Genomic DNA, 14,912 nt, shown 5'->3' with positions numbered 1-14,912 from the left:
ACCGTTGCGGATGTCATCGACGCCGCGCCTAAAGAGGGCAGTGCCAGGATCAGCTCGAACCCACTCGCCGCTTTCTCTGACCAAGCTTCGCCAGTTCATCGCTGATCGGGATCAGACCGGTCGTACCGGCAGCCTCGAACCGTTTGCTTAAGCGGGGCCAGATGCTCGCAGCGGCTCAGCCGAAGGGCGCAAGACTTGCGCCTCCCAATCAGGATTGCGCGCCGCCAAGGACCGTGACCGCGCGGCGGTTCTGCGACCAGCAGGAAATGTCGTTGCAGACGGCCACCGGATGTTCCTTGCCGTAGCTGATCGTGTGGATGCGGGCCGCCGGGATGCCGCGCGCGACGAGATAGGCTTTGGCGGCCTCCGCGCGCCGGGCCCCGAGCGCGAAATTGTATTCGCGGGTTCCACGCTCGTCGGCGTGGCCTTCGAGGGTGATAACGTAACGATTATATTGCTGAAGCCAGGTCGCCTGCTTGTCGAGCGTCGCCTGCGCTGTGGAGCTCAATTCGCTCATGTCGCTGTCGAAAAAGACGCGGTCGCCGACATTGACCGCGAAATCGCGAGGACTGCCGGGCGTCGCGGCTCCCGCACTGGCGCCCATATTGGCCCCCGCATTCGCGAGAGCGGCCGGATCTTCCGACGGAGTTTTGGCGCAGGCGCCGATCGCGAGGGCGGCGCCGAGCACGGCGGCGAATTTCATTCCGCCTGTCCGTTTAAGAATGCTCATCCTTTGCTCCTTGACTGAACCCCAGGGCGTAATCTGTCCTATCTCCCCGCGGTTAATGGAAGGTTCCGTCAACCTTGATCCAAGCTTCCCCCGAAGCGTTGCATTTGAGCAATCAAAAGAAATGGTTAACCTCTGGTTAATGGCCGGAATAGGGCCAGGCCCCGCCAAGCCGCCGCAATTGGCTTGAGCGTCACGATCAGGGCCGGACCGATTCGGTGGATTATTCATACAAAATTCGCCTTGCTCCGAACTGTTGTCCGGTTTCGTCAGTGGAAATGCGTCAGATTCGACCGAAATCGTGCAGGATCGGCCGATTTCCAGCCGGTCTGTTTTTCTTGGGGATTTCTGAGAATTTCCTGAGGATTAGAGGGAGCCGGAGCGAAAACGCGCCGCGCCCTGTCAGTTCAGGAGCGGGCTCCAAGCCGGGTCGGACCCGAAGGCGGGCGTCGGGACCGGAAATTCGGCGCGGCCAAAGACGTCGACCATGAAGATTTTCGGTCCGCCCTCGCCGCCGGGGTCCCGGAAGAACATCAGGTAGAGCCCGTTCGGCGCCCAGGTCGGCCCTTCGTTATGATAGCCTTCGGTCAGGATGCGCTCGCCGCTCCCGTCGGGACGCATCACGCCGATGGCGAAGGTTCCGCCCTTTTGCTTGGTGAACGCGATGTAATCGCCTTTCGGCGACCAGACCGGGGTCGAATAGCGCCCTTCGCCGAACGAGATCCGCCGCGGCGAACCGCCGCTCGACGACATGACATAGATCTGCTGCGCGCCGCCCCGGTCCGATTCGAAGGCGATCTGGGTTCCGTCCGGGGAATAGGAAGGCGAAGTGTCGATCGCCGTCGAGTCGGAGAGCCTCGTCGTCGTCCGCGAGCGCACGTCCATCGTGAACAGGTTCGAGGCCGAGCCCTGCGCAAGGGACATGACGATTTTCTGGCCATCCGGCGAAAACCGGGGCGCGAAGGTCATGCCCGGAAAATTGCCGACAACCTCGCGCTGGCCTGTCTCGATGTTGAGCAGAAGAACCTTCGGATCCGAGGCTCCGAAGGACATATAGGTCACGTCCTGGGACGATGGCGAAAACCGCGGCGTCACGACAAGGTCGTCGCCGCGGGTCAGATAGCGAACGTTGGCGCCGTCCTGGTCCATGATCGCGAGGCGCTTGCGGCGGCGCTCCTTAGGCCCTGTTTCATCGACAAAGACGATTCTCGTGTCGAAAAAGCCGCCCTCCCCGGTGATGCGGGTGAAAATCGCGTCTGAAATGATATGCGCCACGCGGCGCGAATTGTTCGGATCGGTGACATATTGCTGCCCGGCGACCTGCGCGCCGGTCGTAACGTCCCAGAGCCGGAATTCGGTCTGCAGCCGTCCGTCGGGATTGCGGGCCGCGCGGCCCGTAAGCACGAACTGGGCGTTGACCGCGCGCCAGCCGTCCATTTGCGGCGCGACGTCGGGATTGTCGATCGTCGCGACGAAGGTCTTGGGGTCGATCGGTGTAATGAACACCGAACGTTTGAAATTGTTGGTGATGATGCCGGATACCTGACCGGCCGCCGCCGCATCGCCGGCGAATGGCGTCACCGCGATCGGGATCGGTTTGAAATCGGCGCCGCGGCGCACGTCGAGGTAGCGGTCCTGCGCCCATGCAGGGGCGACCCCGAGCCCGCTGGCGGCGACGCCGCAGCCAACGATCAGGCTCGACAGAAAATCACGGCGGCTCTTTGTTAAATAGCTGATGTTCAAAGCATATCTTCCGGGTCGAAGCGAACGATCCGGCCTTTCCACTGGTCATAGTAGGGTTGATATTGCGCGGGGATATGCAACGGATCGCAGCGCCGCACCGCCCGCAGCGCGCTGTCCGCCAGCGTACGCAGATTGGGATCCGACGGCGGGTTGAGAAGCGAAGGCTGGCCGATCAGCGAGCCGTTCTGCGCATATTGAACGTGAATTTCGGGCACATATTTCTTTTGACCGCCGAGCCCCACGAAATTCCAGCACCGTTTATATTGCTCCTGCAGCAAACCGTCCAGTTGCCCCCAAAGCGAGGGCGACATTTTCGCCGCGCTCGCGGTCGGCGAGCCGAGCGAGGCCTCCTGCTGCAATTCGCGGCCCGTCGAGGCTTTACGCTGCGGAGCCTCTTTCGTCAAAAACCTGCTGATGTCGCCTGGATCGAACTTCTGCGGCGTCTCTTCGGCTTCGGGCGTGGATTTCGGCTCCGCTTTCGGTTTGGCGATCGCTTTTTCGATCTGCTTGGTCAGATCTTTCTGATTTTCCTGATCGAGCAGCTTTGCGACCTGGTCCGGCTTGAATTTCGGCTTCGGCTTCTCGACCGGTTTCGGGACGACCTTGGGCTCGACCTTCGCTTCGACCTTGGGCTTTTCTTGGGGCTTTTCTTGGGGCTTTTCTGCGGGTTTAGGCTCGATCGCCTCGGCGTTTTCATTTTCTATCGGTTTGGCTGAAGGCGGGGCCGGGTGCGCAGGAGGCGCGGGTGCGGCCCGCTCGGCTGACGCGGGCGGAGGCGGCGGCGGCGGAGAGGCCTCTTCAGCCGGATCAGACTTCAGCTTGACAGGCGGCGCGGGAATGTCGGCCTTGGCCTCGGGCGTCGCCGGATGCGGCTTTGACTCCACGAGTTCGGCGATCTTTTCCGCCCGCCGCACCGGTTTGGGCCGCGCCGGCGCGGTCTTCTCGCCTTGCATGATCTGGTTGAATTCCTGATTGGTCAGCATCTCGACCGGAATGCTCTCCTGCGCATCCTCGAACTGGGCGGCGTACGAGAAGGACAAAAGGATCGCGGCGAGGAGGAGGGCGTGCGCGCCTCCGGAGATCGCGAAGCCAGGATTTTGCGGCAGCCGCATATTCGTTCAGTTCTTGCTGGGATCGGTGACCAATGCGACCTTCTTGTAGCCCGCCGTCGTGATGATCGACATCACCTCGGCGATCTTGCCGTAGTTCACCTGATTGGCGCCGCGCACGTAAATCCGTTCATCGAAGCCGCTTTTGGCCACTTCCTTGAGCTTGTCGGCGAGCTGCTCGACCGGCACGGGCTGATCCATGACAAAGACGAGGCCCTTGTCGTCGACGGCGACGGACAGCGGCTTCTGATCGATGTTCAGCGCCGACGCCTTGGTCTGCGGCAGATCGATTGGCACCCCGGTCGCAAGCAGGGGAGCGGCGACCATGAAGATGATCAGAAGGACGAGCATGACGTCGATGAACGGGGTCATGTTGATTTCGGCCATCGCGCCGTAGCGGGGCACGCCGCGCCGCCTCCGTCCGCCCCTGCGGGCCGCCATTCCTGACATAGCCATGATGCAAAATCTCCGGGGAGAATCCTGAACGCGATCCCCAAGAACTGCGGACCTTCGAAATCACCTTTTCACGTGAGAGGGCGGGGCGCGGGCTCCGCCCGGACTCAGGCCGCCTGATCGTGGCCGGAACGCTGGTCGATCTGACGCGACAGAATGGAGGAAAACTCGTCGGCGAAGGCTTCGAGCTGCGCCTGTTTCTTGGCGACGTCACCCTGCAGTTTGTTATAGGCGATCAAGGCCGGGATCGCGGCGAAAAGCCCGATCGCCGTCGCAAAAAGCGCTTCGGCGATGCCGGGCGCGACGACCGCGAGCGAGGTATTGCGCGAGGCCGCGATCGAACGGAACGACGACATGATGCCCCAGACCGTCCCGAAAAGGCCGATGAAGGGGCTCGCCGACGCCACCGTCGCGAGGACGAGAAGATTGGATTCGAGCTTTTCGACTTCCCGCGCGATCGAGACGTCCAGCACTTTTTCGATGCGCGCCTGCAATCCCATGAAGGACGATCCGACGCCCTGCAGCGAGCGCCGCCATTCGCGCATCGCCGCGACGAACAGGCTCGCCATGCCGGTCGTCGGCCGGGACGACAGGGTCGCGTAAAGCTCGTCGAGCGAGGCGCCCGACCAAAAGACCTCCTCGAATTGCGCCATCGCGCGCTGGGCGCGGCGCAGGAGCAGAACCTTGTTGATGATGATGGCCCAACACCACACGGAGGCGCAAAGCAGCCCGATCATCACGAGCTTGACCACGAGATGCGCCGACCAGAACATGCCGAGAAGTGACATTTCCGCCACCGGGGGCAATCCTGAAGCCGTTGCGGCGATGTCGGCTGGATTCATCGTGACCATCCTCTGAACGCGAAAGACGCTGGGTTCAACACAAGGCGGCGGCCTGCAACAACACAAGACGGGGCCGCAACAACAAAAGGCGGCGGCCTGCGACGCGGCCCGACCCTGATCGAAAAATCGGTCATTTCTGGGGCTTGGCGGGCGAAGCCGCAAGAGCGGACCGTGCTGACTGCGCCTGATCTAGGCGCGATCACGATTAATTTTGCGTTACCGCGCCTGATCACGAAAGCGATCAAGGCGGCGAAGCTTCGCCCTTCAGCTTGTTGAGGATCAGCGGCGGAATCCGCCTCGCCTTTCCCTGCGAGGCCATGCCGATCCTGACCTTGGCCTTGATCAAGGGCGGTTCGGCGTCGCGCAGAATGGCCTGGCTCATCTCGACCGAGGCGCCGCCCAGGGTCTCGATCGACGTTTCAACCCAAAGCGAATCGTCCATCAGGGCGGGCTTGATAAATTCGATCGACATGGCCCGCACGACGAAGTGAAGGCTCTCGCCGTCCGCCCCCGCGAAGATGGATCTGTGCCCGATTCCAAGGGCGCGGAGAAATTCCGTGCGGCCCCGCTCCAGGAACCTCAGGTAGGAGGCGTGATAGACGACGCCGGAAAAATCGGTGTCCTCGTAATAGACGCGGATCGCGAAGCGGTGCGGCGCCTGCAAGGACGCGCTACCCTTTATGTCCCGCTGGAGAGGCCCAGCGGTCACCCGCCGAGCTTCGCCATCAGCGCATCCGAAATCTCGAAATTGGCGTAGACATTCTGGACGTCGTCGTTGTCTTCGAGCGACCCTACGAGGCGGACGATTTTTTCGCCGGCCTCGTCGTCGACGCTGATCGTGTTCTGCGGGCGCCAGATCAGACTGGCCTTGCGCGGTTCGCCGAACTTCTTTTCGAGTTCCTGCGCGACCTCGCGCAGAACTTCGAAAGTCGTAATGATTTCGTGGCTCTCTTCACTCGACAGGACATCCTGCGCGCCGGCGTCAATCGCGGCCTCAAGCATCGCCTCTTCCGAGGCGACGCCCGCCGGAAACTCGACGAGGCCGACATGGTCGAACATGAAACAGACCGAACCCGTCTCCGCGAGCGAGCCGCCCGCCTTGGTGAAATAGGAGCGCACTTCGCCCGCCGTCCGGTTGCGGTTGTCGGTCAGCGCCTCGACGATCACGGCGACCCCTCCGGGGGCGTAGCCCTCATAGCGGACCTCGTCATAATTTTCGGCGTCGGCGCCGGAGGCTTTTTTGATGGAGCGTTCGATATTGTCCCGCGGCATGTTCTCGGCGCGGGCCGCGAGGACGGCGGCGCGCAGCCGCGCGTTCATGTTGGGATCGGGCAAACCCATTTTCGCGGCGACGGTGATTTCGCGGGCGAGCTTGGAAAAAAGCTTGGAGCGGATCGCATCCTGCTTGCCCTTCTTGTGCATGATATTCTTGAACTGACTGTGTCCCGCCATTCCTCAACCATCCCCTTGCGTCCGGAGCCCGCCGTTTCCGGAGGATATTCGCCTGTTCCGCCAGTCCGTTACGCCGCGCGCCGGACCGCTCCGCCGGTTTCGACGGAAAATTTGTATAGGCTGAGGTTGGTGAGAAATAAAGCCGTCAGCAGGGACGGGAAAGGCGTTCGCGCCTAAATGAAAAGGCGCCCGAACCCTGGTCCGGACGCCTTTTTGCTTTCGTCGCGCTAATCATCAGCCGATCAGCCAATCAGACCGGCGCGGCGGAATTCTCGATTCGCGGGGTCCGGGAGCGGGTTTCGATCCGCCCGACTCCGGCCTTCACCGCCGCCTGCACCTTTTCGAACGCGCGGACCTCGATCTGACGCACCCGCTCGCGGGAAATGTCGAATTGATCCGACAAAGCCTCGAGCGTGATCGGATCCTCGCTCAGACGACGCGCCTCGAAAATCTTGCGCTCGCGTTCGTTGAGGACGCCGAGCGCATTGCGCAGCGCGCCAAGACGATTCTCGCTTTCCTCGCGGTCGGCGAGCAGATTTTCCTGCGTGGCGCTCTCGTCGACGAGCCAATCCTGCCATTCGCCTTCGCCCTCGGCGCGAACCGGGCCGTTCAGCGACGCGTCGCCGGACATCCGCCGGTTCATGTCGACGACATCCTGCTCGCTCACGCCAAGCCGGTGCGCGATCGTCGTGACATGCTCGGGACGCAGATCCCCTTCTTCGAGCGCCGAGATCTGGCTTTTCACCTTGCGCAGGTTGAAAAACAATTTCTTCTGGCTCGCCGTCGTGCCCATTTTCACAAGCGACCACGACCGCAGGATATACTCTTGTATTGAAGCGCGAATCCACCACATAGCGTATGTCGCGAGACGAAAGCCCTTGTCGGCCTCGAATCGCTTCACAGCTTGCATCAGGCCGACATTGCCTTCCGAAACGACTTCGCTGATGGGCAGGCCGTATCCGCGGTATCCCATGGCGATCTTCGCGACGAGACGCAAATGAGACGTCACAAGCTTGTGAGCGGCGTCGGAATCAGCATGCTCGCGCCAACGCTTGGCCAGCATGTATTCCTCCTGCGGCTCCAGCATCGGAAACCGGCGAATTTCATTGAGGTAACGAGCGAGCCCACTTTCACCCGAAATCATCGGCAGCGCAGCACTCATTTCAAAACATCTCCCTCGGAACCCTCCTGTACGGAGCGTTCTCATAACCGGACAAATCATCAATCCGTCCATGCATTACGAAAACATATCCCGCATGGACGCGCCGCTCTCATTACAAATTAGAAAGGTTACAGCTTTGTCAGGCTCGGCCCTCGGTTTGTCTGAACCGATGAACGTCCGATTTCGGCAATGTTTCCCTCGGATTGCAATAAACATCACACGAACCCTGACTGCCGCTTGCGGCGGCAAAGCTAAACAAGAATTCACATTTGACGGCGTCTGCGACAGGCTTCCCCCTCAGCCTTGAGGGATTCGGCGCCTTTCTGGCGATCGACCTAAGGCTGATGCGTGAGCCTACTATGAAATGATGAATTTTATCATAAATTATTTATGATCGGCGGGCGGCGCGAGTCCGTCGCCCTGCGCCAGCGCCTCGCCGAGCGCGCGCAACGCCTCCGGCGGCGCGCTTTCGAATCGCAGCGTCTCGCCGGTGACGGGGTGCCTGAATCCCAGAACGGCGGCGTGAAGGGCCTGCCGGGTCAGGTTTTCGGCGCAGGCCCGCGCCGCGGGCGGCAGCCTCGCCGCCTTGGTTCGGAAACCCTTCGCGTAGACAGGATCGCCGATCAAAGGATGGCCGACATGCGCCATGTGAACGCGGATCTGATGGGTCCGGCCGGTCTCCAGCCGGCAGGCGACGAGGCTGGCGCCGGCCCCGAAGCGTTGCAGAACCCGCCAGTGGGTCACCGCATGGCGGCCTCGCGCGGCCGGGACGATGGCGAACTTTTCCCGCTCGATCGCATGACGGCCGAGCGGCGCGTCGATCGTTCCCGAGGGCTGCGCCGGCGCCCCCCAGACGAAAGCCAGATATTCGCGGATGAGGCCGAGCGTCTTGCCGTGATCGGCGAACGTGGCGGCGAGGCCCTGATGCGCGGCGTCGGTCTTGGCGATCACGAGCAGGCCGGACGTCTCCTTGTCGAGCCGGTGCACGATGCCGGGGCGCCGCACTCCTCCGACGCCGGAGAGGCTCGCGCCGCAATGAGCGATCAGTGCGTTGACGAGGGTTCCGGTCTCATGCCCCGCCGCCGGATGGACGACGAGGCCCGCGGGTTTGTCGATGACGAGCAGGTGCTCGTCCTCGAACACGACGGCGAGCGGGATATCCTCGCCCGCGGGAACGGGATCCGTGGGTTCTGGAACATCGACCCGGATGACCTGGCCGGCGCGGATGATCTGGCTGGCGCTGGCCGCCCTCGCGCCGTCGACGACGACGCGGCCGGCTTCGATCAGCGTCTTGATCCGCGTGCGCGACAAGCTTGAACCCGCCGCGCCCGCGAGATAGCGATCAAGCCTTTCGCCTCCTTGCTCCGGGGCCACCTGGCAGGAGAGCGAGGCGGCGTCAGGGGGCCGGTTCGCCGTTTCGGGCTCTGTCAAGGCGACGCTCAGGCTTGTTTCGGGCGCGCCCAACTGAATATCCTCAAAGGCCTGGTTCAAGTTTCGCCTCGAGCGCCGAAGGCGGCGGGAGCGGATCGGTAAGGGATTCGCTTTCGGCGTGAATGTCGAGCATTTTCATCACGTCCGGCGCCCGCCGGGACAGTGACGCGGAGAAGAATCGTGGACGAGGACAATAACGGCGGCGCGCACGGCGCCCTCGAAAGCGACGATCCGGTCGTCAAATGGAGCTATCTGACGATCCGGCACGCCGTCCGCGTCCTCGCGATTCTGATGGTGCTCGTCATCTGGTGGGGCGTCGCCGAAGTCGTGATCATTCTCTACAACCGGGTGATGTCGCATCCAAATTTTCTGCTCGAGATCGGCGACATCTTCGCGACCTTCGGCGCCTTCATGGCGGTGCTCATCGCGATCGAAATTTTCATGAACATCGTCAGCTATCTGCGCAGCGAGGTGATGCAGCTGGAAATCGTTGTCGTCACCGCCTACATGGCGATCTTACGAAAAATCATCATCCTTGATTACAAAGAAGTGGGCGCGGATTACGTCTACGCGACCGCCGCCGTCACGCTGGCGGTCGGCGTCGGCTACTGGCTCTGCCTCTGGAATCGGCGCGTTGGGTGACCACAATCGCCGATCGCGGCTAAATCTGTTTGCCGGCGTCAGCCCGCCCCAGCCTTGCACTTTGTCATGAAGCTGTTCTTGGCCGCGCCATGAAGGGGTTTGCCGTCCGAGCCGACGGCTTTGGTTTCGCAGGCCTCCCGCTGGCATTTCTTCAAAAAGCCGGTCAGCGCGGCGCCGGCGAGCGCGCGCCCGTCCTTGCCGACCGCCTTGCTCTGGCAATCGTCGGCCAGCGCTGGAGCTGCGGCCATCAGCGTCGCAAACACAGCTAAAGCGATGCGATTCATGGACTTCCTCCCGTTTTCCTTAAGGTTATACAATCCCTCCGCCCTACGGCAAGGGAGCGCCGATTAAAGCCTACCAATTTCGCCGTCGCCGTGCGAAAGCCTCAGCCGTAAGCCGGAGCCAAGCCGCGAGCCTGCAATGTCGATTTTTTCCGTCTATCTCCGGGCCCTGAAACTCCTCGGCAGCGAAAAATATCTCGCGATTTTCCTCGCCTTCGCCAACCTCGCGCTGGCGATCGCCCAGTTCGCCGAGCCCGTCCTCTTCGGACGCATCATCGACAAACTCACCAGCGGCCAGACTCCGGGAATTGTCCTGACCTTTCGCGACCTCGTTCCGCTACTCGGCGCCTGGGTGGGGTTTGGCCTGTTTTCGATTCCGGCGGGCGTTCTCGTCGCCCTGAACGCGGACAAGCTCGCGCATCGCCGCCGCCTCGCGGTCATGGCGCTCTATTTCGAACATGTGCTGCATCTGCCGCTGAGCTTCCATTCCTCGGTCCATTCCGGCCGGCTGCTCAAGGTGATGCTGGAGGGCGCCGCCGGAATGTCCGGCCTCTGGCTGTCGTTCTTCCGCGAGAATTGCGCCTCGCTGGCGGCGCTGGTGATCTTGTTGCCGTTGTCGCTGTTCCTGAACTGGCGGCTCGGCGCGGTGCTGATCGTTCTTGTGGCGCTCTTCGCGGTTCTGACCACGCTTGTCCTGCGCAAGACTGAGACCCTGCAGCAATCGGTCGAGAACTACAACAGCACGCTCGCCGAACACGCCTCCGACGCGCTCGGCAACGTGCCGGTGATCCAGAGCTTCACCCGCATCGACATCGAGACAAAGACGCTCGGGGGGATCATCGATTCAGTACTTGGCGCGCAGATGCCGGTGCTCTCCTGGTGGGCGATCGCGGCCGTCGCGACCCGGGCGTCCTCGACCCTGTCGCTTCTGTCGATTTTCCTGCTTGGGACCTGGCTCAACCTGCAGGGCCTCGCCAGCGTCGGCGAGATCGTGACCTTCATGAATTTCGCCACCATGCTGATCGCGCGGCTGGAGCAGGTCGTCGGCTTTTTCAACGCCTTGTTCATGCAGGCGCCGAAGCTGCAGGACTTTTTCGACGTTCTCGACACCGACCCGAAGGTCGCCGACGCGCCGTTCGCGGTCGATCCCGGCCGCCTCGAAGGCCGCGTCGTATTCGAGAACGTCTCGTTTTCCTATGACGGAAAAAGGCCGGCGGTCTCCAACATCGCCTTCGAGGTCGCGCCCGGCGAGACCGTCGCGCTGGTCGGCTCGACGGGGTCGGGCAAATCCACGACGCTCGGGCTGCTGCACCGGGTGTTCGATCCCGACAAGGGCCGCGTCCTGATCGACGGGATGGACATCCGCGACCTGACCCTCGCCTCGCTCCGGCGCAACATCGGCGTCGTGTTTCAGGAGCCGATGCTGTTCGCCCGCTCGATCGAGGAAAACCTTCGCGTCGGGCGCCCCGGCGCGACGAGGGAGGAGATCGAACTCGCCCTCGAACGGGCGCAGGCCACCGAGTTCGTCGGCCGCCAGAGCGAGGGTCTCTCGACCATCGTCGGCGAACGCGGACGCTCGCTTTCAGGCGGCGAGCGCCAGCGCATCTCCATCGCCCGCGCCTTGTTGAAAAACCCGCCGATCATGATCCTCGACGAGGCGACCTCGGCCCTCGACGCCACGACCGAGCGGCAATTGCAGGGCGCCTTGGAGAAAGCGACGGAAGGCCGCACCACCTTCGTCATCGCGCACCGGCTGGCGACCATTCGCGGCGCGAACCGGATCTTCGTCTTCGATCAGGGCAGGATCATCGAGGCCGGCTCGTTCGACGAACTCGTCGCGAAAGGCGGGCTCTTCGCGGAATTGGCGCGGGCGCAATTCATGGTGGGGCAGGTCGCGCCCGCGAAAGCCGGGCCATAGTCTAGATCCGCGGGCGCGGGTCAGGGGTACGGAATAATGGGCTCTGGAAACAGCAAATGGACAGCTCCAATGGATAAAACGGCGGCTGAAAACAAACCAGACGCATGGGAGCGATTTGAGCGCGCCATTGATGCGGCGGTCAAGAGCGGGCCGAAACCTAAAGCCAAGCCAAAAATTAAAAAGGGCTTGGCAACTAAACCAAGCCCTAAAAGTTAACGTTTTATTGATGGTTGCAGGGTGGATTCAACCCATGACGAAGATCAGTTTTCGATTCGTACTCTTTCGGCATTGCCGCCTCTGACGACCATCGCGCAGACGTGTGTGGCCCCGGAGCGGGATATGTCATCCCATCGATGATGCGCCGCAAGTTCATCGGACAAACGTCTGGAAAAATTGTCTGTCTCGCCGACATATATCGCATACCACAACGTATCAGAGGCTTGCTTACAGAAAATATAGACACCACCGATGGCATTGAATCTCATCCCAATTGCGTGGTGCTCGAATTCGTAAGTCGTCCTGCTTGCCCCTGTCCATACGAGGCGGGGGAAGGGGTTGACTAACGAGTTAGGTTGGTTAAGCATATCTATATCCCTTTATATGGGGTGAAGCGAAGTCGCGCTCTGTGGTTCCAACGCCTTATGCGGGCGCGGCTTCGCGAATCACTCACGATCGTGATTCGTTCTGCATTTTAGGTTTTTGGGCAGGCGGAGTCTTAGATTGGGACGTTAAATTTTATTAATGATCACTGGTTGACTTTCTGCAGCGCGAGAAATCATGAGCCGCGCGCCTGGCCGCTGACTTCACTATCCGCCGATAGGTTAAGCGCTTCCCGACAATGCCGGGGATAGACGCTGAGAAACGCTCAAAATCAGTAATCGTGCGAGTGTTATAGCAATAGTCGAACTCGCCCACATGTAGCGGTGCAAATGCGCCTCTGAAACATGATGATACGAACCAATAATTCCACGCTTCACAATGCTGAAAAAGTTTTCTGCGGAATTGATGTGAATGTAAGACCCAAGGCGCGCGTACTCATTAGCTGAGTGAATGACTGTGTGGTGCGCGCCGAACTTTTTGCCAATTCCGCGATAAATTGTAGCTTCGTCCGTCATCAGAACAGAGGCCGCTTCAACATTTTTTGCGATGATCGGGCGCAAGAGGCCATTGTAAAAAATATTTGTAGCAATTGCGCGAGCGGGCCAAGCTTCGTCGTAACAAAAGCCCTCAAGCGTATCAATGGCGCCATCCTTCACGAAGAGCACAAAATCAGCTCCATATTTCAACCCCACAATTTCGGCGGAGACATCGCCGATTTCCAAACCTTCCCGATCAGTCAGTCTTGCAACGTTGGGAGGCACATGGAAATGAGTGAAAAATCCAACTCCCGTGGAACTTCTTTCCGTTACTTTCGCGGAACGATACTTCTGCCGCTGAGTGTTGAATGACTCATTGTTTCCACTCAACATCTTTTCAAGGATAGCGGTCTCTAGAGAGTTCAACTCTTCCATGGGATGAATATTGTTCCAATTTTAAGTTTGCCGTCTATATCCCACCCGCGCGCGAGCGAGCGAAGCGATTCGAGAAAATCGACGAGCGGCTTCAGCCGGTTCTGCGCCAGCCCGCCTCCTCGACGCCGCCGCTCCATCGGCCATGGCTGTCACGCGGCTGATCGGGATTGTAATGCGCCTTCGCCAGCGGCGTGTCGGAATCGGCGAACGGCGCCGGATCGACGCCTTGCGCCTTGAGAAGAACATCAGGGCCGACGCCAGCCCCAAGGAGTTTCCCGGCGATGAAAAAGGCGAAGCCACGCGGTCTGCGCAGGGCGGCAGTCTAGACGCTCTTCGCCGATGCGCCGGCATGCGAGGCCGGGAAAATCCGCAGCGAGGCGATCCGGTTCTTGACCTTGCGCAACACCTCGAACCGGAACGTATGAAAGGTGAACACCTGCCCCGTCTCCGGGATCGCGCGCGCCTCGTGAATCACAAGCCCCGCGATCGTGGTCGCCTCCTCGTCGGGCAGGCTCCAGGCCATGACCCGGTTGAGGTCGCGGATCGGCACCGACCCGTCGACGATCACCGACCCGTCCGCCTGAACCTTGACGCCCTGGACGACGGGATCGTGCTCGTCGGCGATATCGCCGACGATCTCCTCCAGAATGTCCTCCAGCGTGACGAGGCCCATCACCACGCCGTATTCGTCGACGACCATCGCGAAATGGCTCTTGCGCTTCAGAAACGCCTGCAACTGATCCTGAACCGGCGTCGTGTCGGGCACGAACCAGGGTTCAAGGGCGATGGTCGAGGCATTGAAGTCCGTCAGTTCGCCACCCGAGGCGTCGAGCGCCCGCAGCAAATCCTTCGCATGCAGCACGCCGACGATATTGTCCGGCTCGCCCCGCCACAACGGCAGGCGTGAATAGGGCGCGGAGACGACCTCGCGGATCAATTCGTGCGGGGGCAGATCGGCGTTGAGCGCGAGGATCTTGGTCCGGTGCACCATCACGTCCGAGACTTCGAGATCGCGCAGATCGAGCAGGCCGCCGAACATGTCGCGGTCGGAGCGGGCGACGCCGCCCTCCCGGTGCAGAAGATCGACCGCGCTTTTCAGCTCCTCGTGGCCGGAGAGGATCGAATGCGCGCGGCTGGTGTCGACGCCAAAGAGCCTCAAGAGCGCGCGCACGAAAGCCTCGACGGCGATCAGGACCGGCCCGAAAATCGCGACGAAGAACGAGATCGAGCGCGCGACCCAGAGCGACAGACGGTCGGGATAATTGATCGCGACGGTCTTCGGCATCACTTCCGCGAACACAAGCAACAGGACCGTCATGAGCCCGGTTGCGTAGAGCGCCCCGCTGTCCCCGAAGAGATCGACGAGGATGCTGGTCGCGAAGGCGGAGGCGCCGATGTTGACCATCGTGCCGCCAAGCAAGGTCGCGCCGATCAGCCGGTTGCGGGTCTTGAGCAGACGATTGACCAGGATGGCGCGCCGGTCGCCATTTTTTTCCAGGGCGTGCATGCGCGCGCGCGAGGCCGCCGTGAGCGCCGTCTCGGAGGCGGCGAAAAACGCGGCGAGGACGACGCAGACGACGATGATTACGATTGCGAGCCAGAGTTCGACCGGCAAGGCCTTGGCGCCTGCGCCATGCATGG

The 14,912-nt window shown here is 61.5% G+C and carries 15 protein-coding genes; 3 read left to right on the top strand and 12 right to left on the bottom strand.

What is annotated here, in order from left to right; genetic code table 11:
* Positions 1 to 208: 208 nt before the first annotated feature.
* The 9 genes from pal to BM177_RS00860 all read right to left on the bottom strand — a co-directional run bounded on the left by pal (position 209) and on the right by BM177_RS00860 (position 8,919).
* Positions 209 to 730 carry a peptidoglycan-associated lipoprotein Pal gene (gene pal, locus BM177_RS00900; protein WP_091676077.1) on the bottom strand — a complete coding sequence of 174 codons (522 nt, stop codon included), beginning with the start codon at positions 728 to 730 and terminating at the stop codon, positions 209 to 211.
* A 399-nt stretch (positions 731 to 1,129) separates the two neighbouring features.
* On the bottom strand, positions 1,130 to 2,419 hold the full coding sequence (gene tolB, locus BM177_RS00895) for a Tol-Pal system beta propeller repeat protein TolB (protein WP_244532053.1): 1,290 nt from the start codon (positions 2,417 to 2,419) through the stop codon (positions 1,130 to 1,132).
* 47 nt (positions 2,420 to 2,466) lie between these two features.
* A complete protein-coding gene (locus BM177_RS00890) occupies positions 2,467 to 3,582 on the bottom strand; it encodes a cell envelope biogenesis protein TolA (protein WP_091676074.1) in 1,116 nt (371 codons plus the stop codon).
* 6 nt (positions 3,583 to 3,588) lie between these two features.
* The gene (locus BM177_RS00885; RefSeq protein ID WP_091676070.1) at positions 3,589 to 4,035 is read right to left on the bottom strand and encodes an ExbD/TolR family protein; all 447 of its coding nucleotides are present in this window, start codon (positions 4,033 to 4,035) and stop codon (positions 3,589 to 3,591) included.
* A 104-nt stretch (positions 4,036 to 4,139) separates the two neighbouring features.
* Positions 4,140 to 4,874 (bottom strand): protein TolQ, encoded by a 735-nt coding sequence (tolQ, locus tag BM177_RS00880; protein ID WP_091677345.1) that lies wholly within the window; start codon positions 4,872 to 4,874, stop codon positions 4,140 to 4,142.
* Positions 4,875 to 5,115: 241 nt separating this feature from the next.
* On the bottom strand, positions 5,116 to 5,538 hold the full coding sequence (locus BM177_RS00875; RefSeq protein WP_091677341.1) for a YbgC/FadM family acyl-CoA thioesterase: 423 nt from the start codon (positions 5,536 to 5,538) through the stop codon (positions 5,116 to 5,118).
* A gap of 41 nt (positions 5,539 to 5,579) precedes the next feature.
* Positions 5,580 to 6,326: a YebC/PmpR family DNA-binding transcriptional regulator gene (locus BM177_RS00870; protein WP_091676067.1), complete on the bottom strand. Its 747-nt coding sequence runs from the start codon at positions 6,324 to 6,326 to the stop codon at positions 5,580 to 5,582.
* A gap of 250 nt (positions 6,327 to 6,576) precedes the next feature.
* On the bottom strand, positions 6,577 to 7,488 hold the full coding sequence (rpoH, locus tag BM177_RS00865) for an RNA polymerase sigma factor RpoH (RefSeq protein ID WP_091676064.1): 912 nt from the start codon (positions 7,486 to 7,488) through the stop codon (positions 6,577 to 6,579).
* A 384-nt stretch (positions 7,489 to 7,872) separates the two neighbouring features.
* The gene (locus BM177_RS00860) at positions 7,873 to 8,919 is read right to left on the bottom strand and encodes an RluA family pseudouridine synthase (protein ID WP_091677337.1); all 1,047 of its coding nucleotides are present in this window, start codon (positions 8,917 to 8,919) and stop codon (positions 7,873 to 7,875) included.
* A gap of 180 nt (positions 8,920 to 9,099) precedes the next feature.
* Between BM177_RS00860 and BM177_RS00855 the strand changes: the two genes are divergently transcribed.
* On the top strand, positions 9,100 to 9,561 hold the full coding sequence (locus BM177_RS00855; RefSeq protein WP_210185872.1) for a phosphate-starvation-inducible PsiE family protein: 462 nt from the start codon (positions 9,100 to 9,102) through the stop codon (positions 9,559 to 9,561).
* 38 nt (positions 9,562 to 9,599) lie between these two features.
* Here the strand turns inward: BM177_RS00855 and BM177_RS00850 are convergent, their stop codons facing one another.
* Entirely contained in the window at positions 9,600 to 9,845 is a 246-nt protein-coding gene (locus tag BM177_RS00850) for a hypothetical protein (protein ID WP_091676060.1), read from the bottom strand.
* A gap of 136 nt (positions 9,846 to 9,981) precedes the next feature.
* Here BM177_RS00850 and BM177_RS00845 point away from each other — a divergent pair, with 136 nt between their 5' ends.
* Both BM177_RS00845 and BM177_RS19860 read left to right on the top strand, forming a co-directional pair.
* Entirely contained in the window at positions 9,982 to 11,760 is a 1,779-nt protein-coding gene (locus tag BM177_RS00845) for a glucan ABC transporter ATP-binding protein/ permease (protein WP_091676055.1), read from the top strand.
* A gap of 69 nt (positions 11,761 to 11,829) precedes the next feature.
* The gene (locus BM177_RS19860; RefSeq protein ID WP_175492445.1) at positions 11,830 to 11,976 is read left to right on the top strand and encodes a hypothetical protein; all 147 of its coding nucleotides are present in this window, start codon (positions 11,830 to 11,832) and stop codon (positions 11,974 to 11,976) included.
* Between the two features lie 605 nt (positions 11,977 to 12,581).
* Here the strand turns inward: BM177_RS19860 and BM177_RS00840 are convergent.
* Both BM177_RS00840 and BM177_RS00835 read right to left on the bottom strand, forming a co-directional pair.
* On the bottom strand, positions 12,582 to 13,271 hold the full coding sequence (locus BM177_RS00840) for a transposase (RefSeq protein ID WP_091676052.1): 690 nt from the start codon (positions 13,269 to 13,271) through the stop codon (positions 12,582 to 12,584).
* A gap of 322 nt (positions 13,272 to 13,593) precedes the next feature.
* Positions 13,594 to 14,910, bottom strand: a complete 1,317-nt coding sequence (locus BM177_RS00835) for an HlyC/CorC family transporter (RefSeq protein WP_091676048.1) — start codon at positions 14,908 to 14,910, stop codon at positions 13,594 to 13,596.
* Between the last annotated feature and the right edge of the window lie 2 nt (positions 14,911 to 14,912).

Source organism: Methylocapsa palsarum, assembly GCF_900114285.1.
GTDB classification, from domain to species: domain Bacteria; phylum Pseudomonadota; class Alphaproteobacteria; order Rhizobiales; family Beijerinckiaceae; genus Methylocapsa; species Methylocapsa palsarum.
The sequence above is the reverse complement of the archived record's forward strand: the minus strand, read 5'-3'. Positions and strand labels throughout refer to the sequence as shown.